Source organism: Streptomyces sp. N50 (genome assembly GCF_033335955.1).
Taxonomy (GTDB): Bacteria; Actinomycetota; Actinomycetes; order Streptomycetales; family Streptomycetaceae; genus Streptomyces.
In genome coordinates, this window is record NZ_CP137549.1 from 6,925,139 (window position 1) to 6,940,896 (window position 15,758).

The 15,758-nt window shown below is 71.8% G+C and carries 12 protein-coding genes and 1 pseudogene; 8 read left to right on the plus strand and 5 right to left on the minus strand.

Annotated features, from left to right (window positions below):
- Positions 1-268 precede the first annotated feature (268 nt).
- On the minus strand, positions 269-5,434 hold the full coding sequence (locus R2B38_RS31290; RefSeq protein ID WP_318019203.1) for an ATP-dependent helicase: 5,166 nt from the start codon (positions 5,432-5,434) through the stop codon (positions 269-271).
- A gap of 211 nt (positions 5,435-5,645) precedes the next feature.
- On the opposite strand from R2B38_RS31290, the pseudogene R2B38_RS31295 reads away from it, so the two are divergent.
- From R2B38_RS31295 to R2B38_RS31305, 3 genes and pseudogenes are all read left to right on the plus strand, one after another.
- Positions 5,646-6,377 (plus strand): annotated as a pseudogene (locus R2B38_RS31295) (AraC family ligand binding domain-containing protein); the annotation flags it as partial.
- A 129-nt stretch (positions 6,378-6,506) separates the two neighbouring features.
- Positions 6,507-7,301, plus strand: a complete 795-nt coding sequence (locus R2B38_RS31300) for an AzlC family ABC transporter permease (RefSeq protein WP_411978596.1) — start codon at positions 6,507-6,509, stop codon at positions 7,299-7,301.
- Positions 7,298-7,606, plus strand: a complete 309-nt coding sequence (locus R2B38_RS31305; protein WP_318019204.1) for an AzlD domain-containing protein — start codon at positions 7,298-7,300, stop codon at positions 7,604-7,606. The genes R2B38_RS31300 and R2B38_RS31305 overlap by 4 nt, the downstream gene beginning before the upstream one ends.
- Before the next feature lie 11 nt (positions 7,607-7,617).
- Here the strand turns inward: R2B38_RS31305 and R2B38_RS31310 are convergent, their stop codons facing one another.
- A complete protein-coding gene (locus R2B38_RS31310; protein ID WP_318019205.1) occupies positions 7,618-8,562 on the minus strand; it encodes a hypothetical protein in 945 nt (314 codons plus the stop codon).
- An 80-nt stretch (positions 8,563-8,642) separates the two neighbouring features.
- Here R2B38_RS31310 and R2B38_RS31315 point away from each other — a divergent pair, with 80 nt between their 5' ends.
- On the plus strand, positions 8,643-8,837 hold the full coding sequence (locus tag R2B38_RS31315) for a DUF3046 domain-containing protein (RefSeq protein WP_033286172.1): 195 nt from the start codon (positions 8,643-8,645) through the stop codon (positions 8,835-8,837).
- 81 nt (positions 8,838-8,918) lie between these two features.
- Positions 8,919-10,343, plus strand: a complete 1,425-nt coding sequence (locus R2B38_RS31320; protein ID WP_411978512.1) for an AI-2E family transporter — start codon at positions 8,919-8,921, stop codon at positions 10,341-10,343.
- Positions 10,344-10,377: 34 nt separating this feature from the next.
- On the opposite strand, the gene R2B38_RS31325 is transcribed toward R2B38_RS31320, so the two are convergent.
- Positions 10,378-11,124, minus strand: a complete 747-nt coding sequence (locus R2B38_RS31325) for a hypothetical protein (RefSeq protein WP_318019206.1) — start codon at positions 11,122-11,124, stop codon at positions 10,378-10,380.
- A gap of 179 nt (positions 11,125-11,303) precedes the next feature.
- Between R2B38_RS31325 and R2B38_RS31330 the strand changes: the two genes are divergently transcribed.
- Positions 11,304-11,915, plus strand: coding sequence for a dihydrofolate reductase family protein (locus R2B38_RS31330; RefSeq protein WP_318019207.1), 612 nt, complete (start codon positions 11,304-11,306; stop codon positions 11,913-11,915).
- A 52-nt stretch (positions 11,916-11,967) separates the two neighbouring features.
- Here R2B38_RS31330 and R2B38_RS31335 read toward each other — a convergent pair whose 3' ends face one another.
- Entirely contained in the window at positions 11,968-12,180 is a 213-nt protein-coding gene (locus R2B38_RS31335; protein WP_318019208.1) for a hypothetical protein, read from the minus strand.
- A 321-nt stretch (positions 12,181-12,501) separates the two neighbouring features.
- The gene (locus tag R2B38_RS31340; RefSeq protein ID WP_318019209.1) at positions 12,502-13,074 is read right to left on the minus strand and encodes a DUF4232 domain-containing protein; all 573 of its coding nucleotides are present in this window, start codon (positions 13,072-13,074) and stop codon (positions 12,502-12,504) included.
- A gap of 556 nt (positions 13,075-13,630) precedes the next feature.
- Here R2B38_RS31340 and recA point away from each other — a divergent pair.
- Positions 13,631-14,764, plus strand: coding sequence for a recombinase RecA (recA, locus tag R2B38_RS31345; RefSeq protein WP_318019210.1), 1,134 nt, complete (start codon positions 13,631-13,633; stop codon positions 14,762-14,764).
- Positions 14,765-14,767: 3 nt separating this feature from the next.
- On the plus strand, positions 14,768-15,742 hold the full coding sequence (gene recX / locus R2B38_RS31350) for a recombination regulator RecX (RefSeq protein ID WP_318019211.1): 975 nt from the start codon (positions 14,768-14,770) through the stop codon (positions 15,740-15,742).
- Positions 15,743-15,758 lie beyond the last annotated feature (16 nt).

The following is a 15,758-nucleotide window of genomic DNA, read 5'->3' on the forward strand; positions in this document are numbered from 1 at the left end:
AGGCGGGGTGAGGGCTGGCTTGGGGTGGGAGTGACCTGGGTTGAGGCTGCGCGAAGCGAGAGGCGCTGGGCAGGTCGGTGCGAGGTGAGGGCCAGTCTGGGGTGAGCGGAGATGCTGAGGCGGGGGTGGTTCGGGGTGAGGGGCGTCTCGGGTGAGGTGTGGTTCGGGTTAAGGGGTGCTTCGGGTGAGGGGCGGTTCGGGTTGACAGGCGGTTCGGGTGAGGGGCGGCTTGGGTGGTGGCCGGACCTCGGAACCGCGTTGATCCGGTTCATGCGCGCAGGCGCAGGCCGCGTGGTGTCGCGATGAAGCCTGCTCCTTCCAGGAGGGTGCCGAGGGGGGAGGTCAGGGCCGAGGTGCCGTTGACGCGCTCCACCGTGACCGTGCCGAGGGAACCGGCTCGGGCCGCTGCCGCGAGGGCCTCGGCCGCCGCCTGGAGGCGTGGGTCTTCGGTGGCCGTGGTGTCCGGTGCGGAGGGCCAGGCGAGCAGGGTCTTGCCGCCGCGCTCCATGTAGAGCGTCAGCTCACCCTCGACCAGCACTACGAGAGAGCCCGCCTTGCGCCCCGGCTTGTGCCCGGCACCGGTCGGCGGCTCGGGCCAGGGGAGGGCGGCGCCGTACGCGTTCGCCGGGTCGGCGGCGGCCAGGACCACGGCTCGGGTGGCGAGGGAAGGGCGGCGGGTGTGGTGGTTGGCGTAGGGGGAACTGGCGTGGCCCTGGGGTGGCGGAGCGGGGAAGTCGCGGGGGGAGATGTAGTCGCCCGGGGCCGGGGGGTGGGAGGCGGGGGTGCGGTGGTGCCGGGAGGTGGGGGCGCCCGGGTTCGTGGGGCGGTCGTCCGGTGAGCCCAGGCTCTCGAGGTCGTCGAAGTCGGTGAACGGGCCGAAGGCGTCGGCGAAGTCGTGGACTCCGGAGGCGGCGTCGGATGAGTCCGGGGCGCCGGATGTTCCGGGGGAGTGGGAGGCGTCGTAGCGGCCGTGGTCGGCGGGGGAGGCGTACGGGGCTTGCCGGTTGTGGGTGTCCGGCGAGGCGTACGGATCCTGGCGGCCGCGGTTGTCAGGTGAGTCGTAGGTGGCGCTCGGGGGTCCGAACGGGGCGGCGGCCTTGCCTGCGTCGGCGGTCGGTGAGCCGGAGCCGGTGAGGGCGCCGAAGCCGTAGGGGTCGTTGTCCGTGGGGTCCGGAGTGGGCAGGTCGTCGCCCCGGTCGCGGGCGTTGGCGACCGCGCGGAGGCGGTCCACCGCGCCGTCCATCGCGAACTGGGCGGCGCCGAGCCCTTCCACGACATAGCCGCGCCGTGCCTGACCGCTGTCCTCGAAGGCGGACAGGACGCGGTACGTCGCCGAGAATCCGCCTTCGACGCCCTCCGCGGCGACCGCTCCCCGGGTCACCACGCCGTGCCGGTCGAGCAGCGTGCGGGCCAGGGCGTGGGCGCGCACGGTGGGGTCGGATTCGTGGGCGGGGAGCAGGGACCAGCGGCCCGCGACGGTCGGCGGCCCGGTGCGGGAGGCGGGGCGTGCGGCGGCGGTGAGCGAGCCGTAGCGCCCGCGCGGGACCGTGCGCTTGGCGCGGTGGGCCGTGGAACCCGCCGTACGGCCGGAGCCCAGTAGGGAGCGCATGGGGGCGAGGGTGTCGTTCGTGAGCCGTCCGGACCAGGCCAGGTCCCATACGGCGTCGGCCAGTTGAGGGTCCGTGACGTCGGGGTGGGTGGTCGCGCGGATCTGGTCGGTGATCTGGCGGAAGAAGAGGCCGTAGCCGCCGGAGAGGGTGTCCAGGACCGACTGGTGCAGTGCCGTGAGCTCCAGGGGGTGCGGGGGCGGGAGGAGCAGGGGGGCCGCGTCCGCCAGGTACAGGGAGACCCAGCCGTCCTTGCCGGGGAGGGAGCCCGCGCCGGCCCACACCAGCTCGCCGGCGGAGGTGAGTTCGTCGAGCATGGCGGGTGCGTAGTTCGCCACACGGGACGGCAGGACGAGCTTCTCCAGGGCGGAGGCGGGCACGGAGGCGCCCTGCAACTGCTCGACTGTGCGCACCAGTCCGTCGATGCCGCGCAGGCCGTGGCCCTTGCCGATGTGCTGCCACTGGGGGAGGAACTGCGCGAGCGCGGCCGGTGGCACCGGCTCCAACTCGTGCCGCAGCGCCGCCAGGGAGCGGCGGCGCAGGCGGCGCAGCACCGTCGCGTCGCACCACTCCTGGCCGATGCCGGCCGGGTGGAACTCCCCTTGTACGACACGGCCGTTGGCCGCGAGCCGCTGCAATGCGCCGTCGGTGACCGCCACGCCGAGGCCGAAGCGGGCGGCCGCCGTGGCCGACGTGAACGGGCCATGGGTGCGGGCGTGCCGTGCCAGAAGGTCGCCCAGCGGGTCCTTGACCGGTTCGGTGAACGCCTCCGGGACGCCGACCGGCAGCGCGGTGCCGAGTGCGTCGCGCAGGCGGCCCGCGTCCTCGATCGCCGCCCAGTGGTCGGCACCGGCGATGCGGACCCGGATCGCGCGGCGGGCCGAGGCCAGCTCCTGGGCCCACTGCGGTGCGGCGCCCCGCTCGGTCAACTCGGCGTCGGTGAGCGGGCCGAGCATGCGCAGCAGGTCGGCGACGCCCTCGACGTCCTTGATGCGGCGGTCCTCGGTGAGCCACTGGAGTTCGCGCTCCAGCTCGGTCAGCACCTCGGCGTCGAGGAGTTCGCGAAGCTCCGCCTGGCCGAGCAGCTCGGCCAGCAGGTGGGAGTCCAGGGACAGGGCGGCGGCGCGGCGCTCGGCGAGCGGTGAGTCTCCCTCGTAGAGGAACTGGGCGACGTACCCGAAGAGGAGGGAGCGGGCGAAGGGGGACGGCTCGGGGGTGGTGACCTCGACGAGGCGCACCTTGCGGGACTCCAGGTCGCCCATCAGCTCGGTGAGGCCCGGGACGTCGAAGACGTCCTGGAGGCATTCGCGGACCGCCTCCAGGACGATCGGGAACGAGCCGAACTCGCTTGCCACCTGGAGCAGTTGGGCGGCCCGCTGGCGCTGCTGCCACAGCGGGGTGCGCTTGCCGGGGTTGCGGCGCGGCAGCAGCAGCGCGCGGGCGGCGCACTCGCGGAAGCGGGCCGCGAACAGGGCCGAGCCGCCGACCTGGTCGGTGACGATCTGATTGACCTCGCCCTTGTCGAAGGCGACGTCCGCCGCGCCCACTGGGGCCTGGTCGGCGTCGTACTCCGTGCCGGCCTTCATGGGTTCCTGGTCGAGCAGGTCCAGGCCCATCAGGTCGGCGTCGGGCAGCCTCAGGACGATGCCGTCGTCGGCGTGCATCACCTGGGCGTCCATGCCGTAGCGCTCGGAGAGGCGGGCGCCGAGGGCGAGGGCCCAGGGGGCGTGGACCTGGGCGCCGAAGGGGGAGTGGATGACCACGCGCCAGTCGCCGAGTTCGTCGCGGAAGCGCTCCACGACGATCGTGCGGTCGTCCGGGATGTGGCCGCAGGCCTCGCGCTGTTCGGCCAGGTACGACAGCACGTTCTCCGCGGCCCAGGCGTCGAGGCCTGCGGCGAGGAGGCGCAGGCGGGCGTCCTCCTTGGGCTGAGAGCCGACCTCGCGCAGGAACGCGCCCACCGCGCGGCCCAGTTCGAGCGGGCGGCCCAACTGGTCGCCCTTCCAGAAGGGGAGCCGGCCCGGGACGCCCGGTGCGGGGGAGACCAGGACGCGGTCGCGGGTGATGTCCTCGATCCGCCAGGAGCTGGTGCCGAGCGTGAAGACATCGCCCACCCGGGACTCGTAGACCATCTCCTCGTCCAGCTCGCCGACCCGGCCGCCGCCCTTCTTGGGGTCGGCGCCGGCCAGGAAGACCCCGAAGAGTCCGCGGTCGGGGATCGTGCCCCCGGAGGTGACGGCGAGGCGCTGCGCGCCGGGACGGCCGGTGATCGTGCCGGCGATGCGGTCCCACACCACGCGCGGGCGCAACTCGGCGAACGCGTCGGACGGATAGCGGCCCGCGAGCATGTCCAGCACGGCGGTGAACGCCGACTCCGGGAGCGAGGCGAAGGGCGCGGCGCGGCGGACCGTGGCGAGCAGGTCGTCGACCTGCCAGGTGTCCAGCGCCGTCATGGCGACGAGCTGCTGGGCGAGGACGTCCAGGGGGTTGGCGGGCACCCTCAGGGACTCGATGGAGCCGGTGCGCATCCGCTCGGTGACCACGGCGGCCTGGACGAGGTCGCCCCGGTACTTCGGGAAGACCACGCCTGTGGAGACCGCGCCGACCTGGTGTCCCGCGCGGCCCACCCGCTGGAGGCCGGAGGCCACCGAGGGCGGGGACTCCACCTGGATGACGAGGTCGACGGCGCCCATGTCGATGCCCAGTTCCAGACTGGACGTGGCCACCACGGCGGGGAGCCGGCCCGCCTTGAGATCCTCCTCGACCTGGGCGCGCTGCTCCTTGGAGACCGAGCCGTGGTGGGCGCGGGCGATGACCGGGGGCGCGCCCTGGGCGGCACCGGAACCGCCCATCAGCTCGGCCGGTGCGTGGTGTTCGTCCAGAGGCTCGCCGGTCGCGCGCTCGTAGGCGATCTCGTTGAGCCGGTTGCACAGACGCTCCGCCAGGCGGCGGGAGTTGGCGAACACGATTGTTGAACGATGTGCCTGGACGAGGTCGGTGATGCGCTCCTCGACGAGCGGCCAGATCGAGGGCTTCTCCGCGCCCTCCTTGCCGTCGGCCACGGGGGAGCCGCCCAACTCGCCCAGGTCCTCGACCGGGACGACCACGGAGAGGTCGAACTCCTTGCCGGACTTCGGCTGGACGATCTCCACCTTGCCGCGCGGGGCGAGATAGCGGGCGACCTCGTCGACCGGACGCACGGTCGCCGAGAGGCCGATACGGCGGGCCGGCTTCGGCAGCAGCTCGTCCAGCCGCTCCAGGGACAGTGCGAGATGCGCGCCCCGCTTGGTGCCCGCGACCGCGTGCACCTCGTCCAGGATCACCGTCTCGATGCCCGTCAGCGCGTCGCGCGTGGCCGACGTGAGCATCAGGAACAGGGACTCCGGGGTGGTGATCAGGATGTCCGGCGGGCGGGTGGACAGGGCGCGGCGCTCGGCGGGCGGGGTGTCGCCGGAGCGGATGCCGACCTTGACCTCGGGCTCGGGCAGGCCCAGGCGGACGGACTCCTGGCGGATGCCGGTGAGCGGGGAGCGGAGGTTGCGCTCCACGTCGACCGCGAGGGCCTTGAGCGGGGACACGTACAGGACGCGGCAGCGCTTCTTCGGGTCGGCGGGCGGGGGCGTCGCGGCGAGCTGGTCCAGGGCGGCGAGGAAGGCGGCCAGGGTCTTCCCGGAGCCGGTCGGGGCGACCACCAGCACGTCCGAGCCCTCGCCGATGGCCTTCCACGCGCCCGCCTGGGCCGCGGTGGGCGCGGAGAAGGCCCCCGTGAACCAGCCGCGGGTCGCGGGGGAGAAGCCGTCGAGGGCTCGATGTGCGGAGCTGACCATGCGTCCATCCTGCACCCGCCCACTGACAATGCGTCTGACCTGCGGGGATTCCGTGGCGGCTGCTCGCGGAACCGTTTCTGTCGCCTGCCGGCCGTCGTGGGCAGGACCGTTTCAGCGCCTGTCGGCCGTGTCGCGCAGGACCGTTTCGGCGGCTTCCGGCCGCCGTGGGCAGGACGGCTTCTTCCCGTCACCCGTGGCGGAGAATGGCCGTATGGCAGGTTCGGGCGAGCTGGCGAGGCATTGGCAGTACACGGAGCTGCCCGGCGTCGATCTGCTGCGGGCCCGGTACATCCGCAAGACGTTCGTACGGCACACGCACGAGAACTTCGTCATCGCGGCCATCGCGGACGGCGTCGAGGTGTTCCACCACGGTGGGGGTGACGTGTACGCCGGGGCGGGAGCGCTCGCGCTGGTCAATCCGGACACCCCGCACACCGGCCGGGCGGGCGTGCCCGAGGGCTGGCGGTACGGGGCGGTCTACCCGTCGCCCGAAGTGGTGGCCGCGATAGCCGCCGAGACCACCTCGATCCGCGGCACTCCCGGTTTCATCAGGCCCGTGCTCGACGACCCCTACGCCGTAGGGCTCGTCCATCAGATCCTGCGCGCGGCCGACGAGGGCAACGCGCTGGCCGCCGACACCCTGCTGCGGGTCGCCGTCACCAGGCTGCTCCGGCTGAACGGCGGACCGCTGCCGCAGCGCGCCGTCCCCACGGCCGGCAGCCGGGTCGCCGCACGCGCGCGTGCCGTGCTGGAGGAGCGGATGGCGGAACCGCCCACCCTGGAGCGGCTCGCCGGAGATCTGGGGACCAGTCCCTTCGCGCTGCTGCGCGCGTTCCGGGGTGCCTACGGGATGCCGCCCCACGCCTGGCTGACCGACGCCCGGGTGCGGGAGGCACGCCGTCTCCTGGACGTGGGCACGGCGCCCGCGGAGGCCGCCGTCGCCGTCGGGTTCACGGACCAGTCGCACCTCAACCGGCACTTCGCCCGGATCGTGGGCGTGCCCCGGGCGCGTACCAGCGGGAGCGCAAGAACGTACAAGACGGGGGCACCGGCTCCTCGTACCGTCCGACACGTGGCAGAACAGATCGCTTCACAAGACATACGCGCCGGAGCGGGAGGAGAACCGGACTCCGACGCAGGGGAGAAGCCGGACTCCGCCGTCGTACGGGACGCCCTAGGAGTCGGGGTCGCCGTAGGGCTGTCCGGATTCGCCTTCGGGGTGACCTCGGCCGGTGGCGGGCTCACCCTGCTGCAGACCTGCGCCCTCAGCCTCCTGGTGTTCACCGGTGCCTCCCAGTTCGCGCTCGTGGGAGCGCTCGCGGCCGGCGGCAATCCGCTCACCGCGGCGGCGGGAGCCTTCTTCCTGGGGGTGCGCAACACCTTCTACGGGCTGCGCCTCTCGCAGTTGCTGGCCCTCCCGCGCGCGGTGCGCCCGTTCGCCGCCCAGTGGGTCATCGACGAGACGACGGCCGTCACTCTCGCGCAGCCCACACGGCGTGCCGCGCGGATCGGGTTCACCGTCACCGGGCTCACCCTGTACACGCTGTGGAACCTCACCACGCTGCTCGGCGCGCTGGGCGCCAAGGCCATCGGGGACACGGACGCCTGGGGTCTCGACGCGGCCGGGCCCGCCGTCTTCCTGGCGCTGCTCGCGCCCATGCTCACGACCACCACCGAGCGTGCAGTCGCCGCACTCGCGGTCCTGCTGGGACTGGGCCTGCTGCCCGTGCTGCCGGCCGGTGTGCCGGTCCTGGCCGCGGCTCTCGCGGCGCCGATCGCCCTCTACGTGGAAGGTCGTCGGCAGGGCGGGGCGCGTAACGGCGCACCAGAAGAAGGCAGTTGCGACGCACAGGAGGAAGACCGTTGACCGTCTGGATCGCGATCGTGGCGACCGCCCTCGGCTGCTACGTCGTCAAGCTCGCCGGACTGCTGGTGCCTGCGGGCGCCCTTGAACGGCCGCTGGTGCGGCGGCTCGCCGCGCTGCTGCCGGTCGCCCTGCTCGCCGCGCTCACGGCCCAGCAGACCTTCGCCGACGGGCACGCGCTCGTGCTCGACGCCCGGGCCGCGGGGCTCGCGGCGGCCGCCGTGGCGCTGGTGCTGCGGGCACCGTTCCTGCTCGTCGTCGCGGCGGCCGTGCTGGTGACGGCGGGCGTGCGGGCCATCGGCGGCTGAGGCGGCAGGGGTCAGCCCACGGGACGGCCGTACGCCTTCAGGGTGCGCAGTGCCTGGATCGTCACCATGGGGCGTGCCTCCAGGGCGATCCCCGGTGCCCACTGGCGCCAGCGGATCGGCCAGCCGCCGTCCTCCCGCTGGCCGCCCGCGAGGTGGTCCAGGGAGCGGGCCATCTCGTCGTCCGTGAACCACGCGCGCGCGAGGGAACTCGGCGTCTTCGCGTAGTCGTACGGGAAGTGGTGCTCGCCCGGCGCGTACCCGGGGGCGACCGGGTACTCCTCCAGACGCTCCGGGTCCAGGGCGGCGAGGCGGTCTTCGCGCACCAGGCGGCCGAGGCGGTCGGCGGCCGCCTCCGCGCGCGGGCGGTCGGGTGCCGAGTCCAGGAAGGCCACGGCGGCCTCGATCTCGTAGGGGTGCGACTTCTCCAGGGAGTCGACGGTCTGCCAGCAGAAGTCGGTGGCCCGGAACAGCCAGGCGTGCCACACCTCGTTGCGGTGCAGCAGGCCCACCACCGGCCCGGTGGCGAGGAGTTCGCTGGGCGGGTCGTCCACGATCGGCACGAAGGGGGCCGTCGGATAGCCGCGCTGGCCGGGAAGGATCGCGGGCAGTGCGCCGTCGGCCGTGGAGACCGAGGTCAGATAGCGGCACACGCGTTCCACCCGCTGCCCGCCGCAGCGCCCGACGGCGTCCAGGACACGCAGCGCGTGACCGGTGTGCAGCGGCTGGCTCACCGGGCCGCGCAGATCGGGTTCCAGCGCGTGCCCGTACCCGCCGTCCTCGTTGCGGTAGGCGTCCAGCGCGGTCTCCACCGGATCGGGTTCGCCGTTGAGGAAGTGGTACGCGAAGAGGCGCTGTTCCAGCACGCGCGCGGTGAGCCAGACGAAGTGCTCGGCGCGGAAGAGCGGGGAGTGCGCCGGGGGCGTCGGGGGGAGTGGGGAAGCTCCTGTTTCGGCCATGCGTCAGACCGTAGGACGGAAAGCGGTCTCCACAAGGGGTCCCGACCTGGTCCCACTCTCAGGGGCGGGATACTGGTGTCATGCGGTTGACGGTCTTCTGGGAGCGGATGACGGAGCACTTCGGCGCGGGATACGCCGAGAGCTTCGCGCGCGATCACGTGATGACGGAACTCGGCGGGCGGACGGTGCACGAGGCGCTGGACGCGGGCTGGGAGGCCAAGGACGTATGGCGCGTGGTCTGCGACGTCATGAACGTTCCGCGGCAGAGCCGCTGATCCTCCGCCGGAAAGTCGCTGATCGGTCACGAAGATCGACGGTGGTGACCGGTTGTCAGTGGCGTAGGCGAGACTTGCACCGTGGCAGTCACTGACGAGACCGGGCACGACGCCCCGCAGGCATCCCCGACCGGTGCGACGCCGCCGGCCCGGCCCCCGGCCGACGGCGTCGCACCGGGCCCGGGCATGCCGCGCTGGCTGCCCCGCGCCATGGTGCTGGCGCTCGCCCTCGTCGCCGTGTTCCAGCTGGGCAGTTGGGCCTTCCACCAGCTCATCGGGCTGCTGATCAACATCCTCATCGCGTTCTTCCTGGCCCTCGCCATCGAGCCCGCGGTGAGCCGCATGGCCGCCTTCGGGATGCGCCGTGGACTGGCCACCTTCCTGGTCTTCCTCGGTCTGCTGATCGTGTGCGCAGGCTTCATCACGCTCCTCGGTTCGATGCTCGCCGGCCAGATCATCAAGATGATCGAGGACTTCCCGGACTACCTCGACTCCGTCATCAACTGGGTCAACGGGCACTTCCACACCGACCTCAGACGGGTCGACATCCAGGAGGGGCTGCTCCACTCCGACTGGCTGCGCAAGTACGTCCAGAACAGCGCGACCGGCGTGCTGGACGTGTCCACCCAGGTGCTCGGGGGCCTCTTCCAGCTGCTGACGATCGGTCTGTTCTCGTTCTACTTCGCCGCCGACGGGCCGCGGCTGCGCCGCGCGCTGTGCTCCGTACTGCCGCCCGCCCGGCAGGCCGAGGTGCTGCGCGCGTGGGAGATCGCCGTCGACAAGACGGGCGGCTACATATACTCCCGCGGTCTGATGGCGCTGGTCTCCGGAGTGGCGCACTACATCCTGCTGCAGGCGCTGGGCATTCCGTACGCGCCCGTGCTCGCCGTCTGGGTGGGCCTGGTCTCCCAGTTCATCCCGACCATCGGCACGTATCTCGCGGGCGCCCTGCCCATGCTGATCGCCTTCACCGTGAACCCCTGGTACGCGCTGTGGGTGCTGATCTTCGTCGTGGTCTACCAGCAGTTCGAGAACTACATGCTGCAGCCCAAGCTGACCGCGAAGACCGTCGACATCCACCCCGCGGTCGCCTTCGGCTCGGTCATCGCGGGCACCGCGCTCCTCGGTGCCGTCGGCGCGCTGATCTCCATCCCGGCGGTCGCCACGCTCCAGGCGTTCCTCGGGGCGTATGTGAAGAGGTACGCCGTCACGGACGACCCACGGGTCCATGGACACCGGACCACCCGAGGCTCCGGCGGGCCCGGCCCGCTGGCCCGCGCGCGACAGCTGTGGGACCGGCGGCAGGGGACGGAGGAGCCGACAGCGGCCGACTCCGCCGGTACCCGCGATTCCGCTGAGACCGACTCCGCCTCTGCGAACAACTCTGTCGGCACGACCGACTCCGGGACGGCCGGCTCCCGGCCGACCGATCCGGAGCCGACCGACTCCGCACCGAAGGACTCTGAACCGAAGGACCCAGGAGAGGGCTCCTCCGGCTCCTCCTGAGGGATGATCCGGCGAGAACACCGGGGCGTCGCGGTCAGTACGTGAGCACCGCCCACAGCCCGGCCCCGGCCACGGCAACGACGTAGCAGCCGACCGCGACGGTCACGGTCCGCCGCCGTACCGCCTCGCTGCAGGACGTGCGGGACAGCAGCCAGGCGAGGGCCGGCAACACCAGGACGGCGTGCAGGCTCACCCCGTGCAGCGGCTTGAGCGGGGCCGTCGAGTGGTACGCCGCCTCCTGGTGGCCGGTCCGGGCGAGGACGACCCCGCGTGCGATCATCGCGGCGCCCGAGGCCAGCGCCACCAGCAGGATCGCGAACCCGGAACGCACCGCGAGCGCCATCCCCGCAGGCCCCGTCGGCCGGTGCCGGAAGGACGCCACCGCGAACACGGTGAGCAGCACCACGAGGACACCGCCGCCCACCGCGAGCGTCATGGACACCGCGGTGTCGAAGGGCGTCTCCATGTCGAGGTGCGACGGCACCCGGCGCCACGCCTGGAGGGTGATTCCGCCGACCTCCACGACACAGTCGGCGGCGAACACGACGAGCAGCACGGTGCGCAGCCGGGCCCCGACGCGCAGATACGACGTGACCCAGGTGACCGCGATCAGCGTCGCCCCGAAGGAGAGCCCGAACGTGACGGGCTTGCGCCAGGAGACGGGCCCGTACCAGGGGCCGCCGTCGACCGCGAACACCACCAGATGCACCAACCCGGAGAGGATCAACAGGGCACCGACCACATGGCAGAGACGCTCGGCGGGACGTACTTGGCTCGTCATGGCCCGAGCCTCGCGGGAACCCGCCGCGCAGTCGTCGTACGGCCGAAGACACCCGCCGTACGACGGCGGAAGTAGTGCTCCTAGGGGCATCGCGATGAGTTTCGGGGGCGCGCCGGGTCCATGGAGGTGACAGCCGCCCGGAATCCGCGGAACGGCAACCCCAGAAGCGAGGATCGATCATGCCCACCGCAAAAGCCCCGCAGAGCGTCGGAACCACGCCCGCCCCGCAGTTGGCGGACACCGGACCGCAGACCGCCGAGGGCAAGGTGCTGTGGCACTTCACGATGTCGCTGGACGGGTTCGTGGCGGGGCCGGACCACGCGATGGACTGGATGACGGGGTTCTCGTTCCGGGCCGGCCTCGTCGAGGAGTACGCCGCCACGACCGGGGCCGTACTGGGCGGCCGGGACGGCTTCGACGCCTTCCCGGATGCCGGCAGCGTCTACGGGGGCGCTTGGCAGGGGCCGGTGTTCGTCCTCACGCACCACCCCGACGACGCGCCGCCCGCCCCCGGGGTGACCTTCCTGGACTGCGATGTGGCCGAGGCCGTACGCATCGGGCTGGCGGCCGCCGGCGGCAGGAACCTCGAAGTGCTCTCGCCCACGATCGGCCGACAGCTCCTGGAGCGCGAACTGATCGACGAGATCGACCTGCACATCGTGCCGGTGCTGCTCGGCGACGGCATCCGGCTCTTCGACAACCCCGGCGGCACCCCGGTCCGGCTCAGGTTGCTGAACGGCGAGGACCACACGGCCGCGGTGAACGTGCGCTGTCGGCCGACCGGGACGTGATCGTCCTGTGGCATTGGGGTTCGAGGGCGTGCCGGGAGGTCCGAGGAGGTTCCTACTGGTAGCAGCCGCCGCTGCACAGGATGGTGACGGTCCCGGTCTCGTCGGCCGGGGTGATGGCCGTGCTCTGTGTCGGCGCGGGCTGGTGCACGAGGCTGGTCTCCCAGGGCATGGGCGCGGCCGACGCCACCGGACTCATGATGCCGACGGTCGCCGTGACCAGCGCGGCCGCGATCCCCGCACGCTTCCACATCTTCATCATCTTCATCGAGTTCTCCCGTCCTCGGTTGCCGTCGGCTGCCGCCAGTCAACGGGCACAACCTCAGGCATGGGAAGGATTTCCATGCCATCCGAAGCGTTGTCACGGCGTGAGGCGCCACAAGACATCGACTGTCTCGTGCCACTGGATCCTGACCGTTTGCCGGGCGGACTTTGACGGACGCGAGTTTGTGTCATCACCGCAGGTCAGCGACTCAGCGCACTGAAGGTACGCTGAGTCGCTGACCTGCACTCATGTGCAGTTCCTCATAAACGTGCAGGTCAGAGCCTTGCGATCGTCATGCAGGCTGCTCGTTCTGCGGGGACGGGGTCAGGAAGGCTTGACCGCCGACACCGGGGTGACGGTCACCTTGTTGTCACACTCGGCCCACCACCCGTCGTTCAGGGCGACCTGGTGCTTCCCGGAGTGCGGCAGCTCGATGACCATCGTCGGATACGCCGCCGGGGTCTTGCCCGACACGCAGTAGCCGTCGCCCTCCCCCTGGACCTGGACGAAGGTCAGCTTCACCCACGCCTTGCCGTGCGGCCGGACCGTCACGGTGGCCGCCCTGCCGGTGGGGGTGACCTTGAGCGGGGTGTTGTGGGAGGGGGAGCCGTTGCCTGCGCCGGCGACCGTCGTCGGATGGCCCTTCAGGACGCACGTCTTCCGGGAGACGTTGGTGAACTGCACGACCGCCGCCCCGGTCCCGGTCCCGACGGGCGGGTGGGCGGCCTGCCAGGCGCTGACCTGGAGGGCGGAGGCCGGGCAGGCGGGCGGCGGGGTGGAGGTGGTGGTGCTCGCCGCCATGGCGGTGCCGGGCAGGATGCCGGTCACTGCCGCCGCGACGGCCGTGACCGCCGTCGTCGCCAGAGCCGCCCTGCGAATGCCGTTGCTGTGCCGCATGCTGTCGTCCCCCTGAGTCGTGTCGTCCGCGGGTTCGGTCGTCGGTTGTTGCCCCGCGGTACGCGTGGTCGTTGGTACGTGAGTGCAGAGAGGGCGGGACAGCGGCAGGGTTCCGTGCGGCGACTGCTTGTGACGGAACGGTGACGACAGGCTGCACCCTGTGCGGATTGCCGTCAGGGCAGACAGGAGCGCCTCCAGCGCGCCACGGGTTTACCGCGCCCCCTGGCGCGCACCGAAGGTGTGCTGCGTCGTTGACCTGTGGTGATCAAAATCCGATGACACAAACTCGCGTCCGTCGAAGTCCGAGGGCAATCGGTCAAGATCCAGTGGCACGGGTCATCGACGACGCGAGTGCCGCGTGGTGCGCTTGACACGAAAATCGAACATCCATTCTTATGGAAGCTCCGGCGAGGCCATGACGGGCGTTTCGGCAGGCTTTTGATGGTGAAGTGTCCGAGTTATCCACAGGCTGGGCGGGCGTCGGGGCGCATTGTCAGTGGCAGGCGTTAGCGTCTTTGACGTGAAGCGATCGACACAAGCAAATCGGGTGGAACCCATGGCAGGAACCGACCGCGAGAAGGCGCTGGACGCCGCGCTCGCACAGATTGAACGGCAATTCGGCAAGGGCGCCGTGATGCGCCTCGGCGAGCGGCCGAACGAGCCCATCGAGGTCATCCCCACCGGCTCGACCGCGCTCGACGTCGCCCTCGGTGTCGGCGGCCTGCCGCGCGGCCGAGTGGTGGAGGTCTACGGCCCGGAGTCCTCCGGCAAGACGACCCTGACCCTGCACGCGGTGGCGAACGCCCAGCGGGCCGGCGGCCAGGTCGCGTTCGTGGACGCGGAGCACGCCCTCGACCCCGAGTACGCGAAGAAGCTCGGCGTCGACATCGACAACCTGATCCTGTCCCAGCCGGACAACGGCGAGCAGGCCCTGGAGATCGTGGACATGCTGGTCCGCTCCGGCGCCCTCGACCTCATCGTCATCGACTCCGTCGCGGCACTCGTCCCGCGCGCGGAGATCGAGGGCGAGATGGGAGACAGCCACGTCGGTCTCCAGGCCCGCCTGATGAGCCAGGCGCTCCGCAAGATCACAGGCGCGCTCCACCAGTCCGGGACCACCGCGATCTTCATCAATCAGCTCCGCGAGAAGATCGGCGTGATGTTCGGCTCCCCGGAGACCACGACCGGTGGCCGTGCCCTGAAGTTCTACGCCTCGGTGCGACTCGACATCCGCCGTATCGAGACCCTCAAGGACGGCACCGACGCGGTCGGCAACCGCACCCGCGTCAAGGTCGTCAAGAACAAGGTCGCGCCGCCCTTCAAGCAGGCCGAGTTCGACATCCTCTACGGCCACGGCATCAGCCGCGAGGGCGGCCTGATCGACATGGGCGTGGAGAACGGCTTCGTCCGCAAGGCCGGCGCCTGGTACACGTACGAGGGCGACCAACTCGGCCAGGGCAAGGAGAACGCGCGCAACTTCCTCAAGGACAACCCCGACCTGGCCAACGAGATCGAGAAGAAGATCCTGGAGAAGCTGGGCGTGGGCGTCCGTCCGGAGAAGGACAAGCCCGCTGCCGAGGCGGTCGCGGACGGGGTGGTCCCCACCGCCACGGACGACGCCGCGAAGGCGGTGCCCGCTCCGGCCGCGGCCAAGACCACCAAGGCCAAGGCCACGGCAGCCAAGAGCTGACCCGTGACACGACGAACGGACTGGGCCGAGTACGCGTATCCCGACGCCCCGCAGGGGCGCGGGAGAGGCGGCGAGGGCCTGGCCTACGGTGCGGACGGCCCGCCCGAGGAGCCGTACGGCATGGCCGGACCGTACGGCGACGAGTCGGGCGGCGGTTTCGCGGGGGAGACCGGTCCGCCTTTCGGTGGCCCGGAGCCCGGCGATGGTTCGGCGGGCACCGGCCGGCTCTTCAGGAGCTCGGCGCCAGGCGGCAGTTCACCCGGCGACGGGTCTGCCGATGACGACGCACCCGGCCGCGGCGCGCGCCGCGGTCGTGGAGCGCGTGGCGAAGGCGGCTCACGAGGGTCTACGGCGCGCGGTGACGGCGCGCGCGGTAGACGTGGGCGCCGTGGCCGCGGCTTCGGGGAGTCTTCCGAAGCGGACGGGCCCGACTTCTCCTCGGCGAGGGCCGAGAAGAAGGAGGAACCTCCGGCGGACCCGGCTGAGCGGGCGCGGGGCATCTGCCTGCGCCTGCTCACCGGGAACCCGCGCACCCGCAAGCAACTCGCGGACGCCCTGCGCAAGCGGGAGATCCCGGACGAGGTGGCGGACGAGGTGCTGTCGCGGTTCGAGGAGGTCGGACTGATCAACGACGGCGCGTTCGCGGACGCCTGGGTGGAGTCCCGGCACCACGGTCGGGGCCTGGCCCGGCGGGCGCTCGCCCAAGAGCTGCGCACCAAGGGAGTCGACCCGACGCTGATCGACGAGGCCGTCTCCCAGCTCGACTCCGAGCAGGAGGAGACGACGGCCCGCGAACTGGTCGACCGCAAACTGCGGTCCACCCGGGGCCTCGATCGCGACAAGAGGCTGCGCCGCCTCGCGGGCATGCTGGCCCGCAAGGGCTACTCCCAGGGCATGGCCCTCAGCGTGGTCCGGCAGGCGTTGGAGGAAGAGGGCGAGGACACGGAGTTCCTCGGGGACGAGGGCGACGGGTACTGATCCGGAATCGATCCGG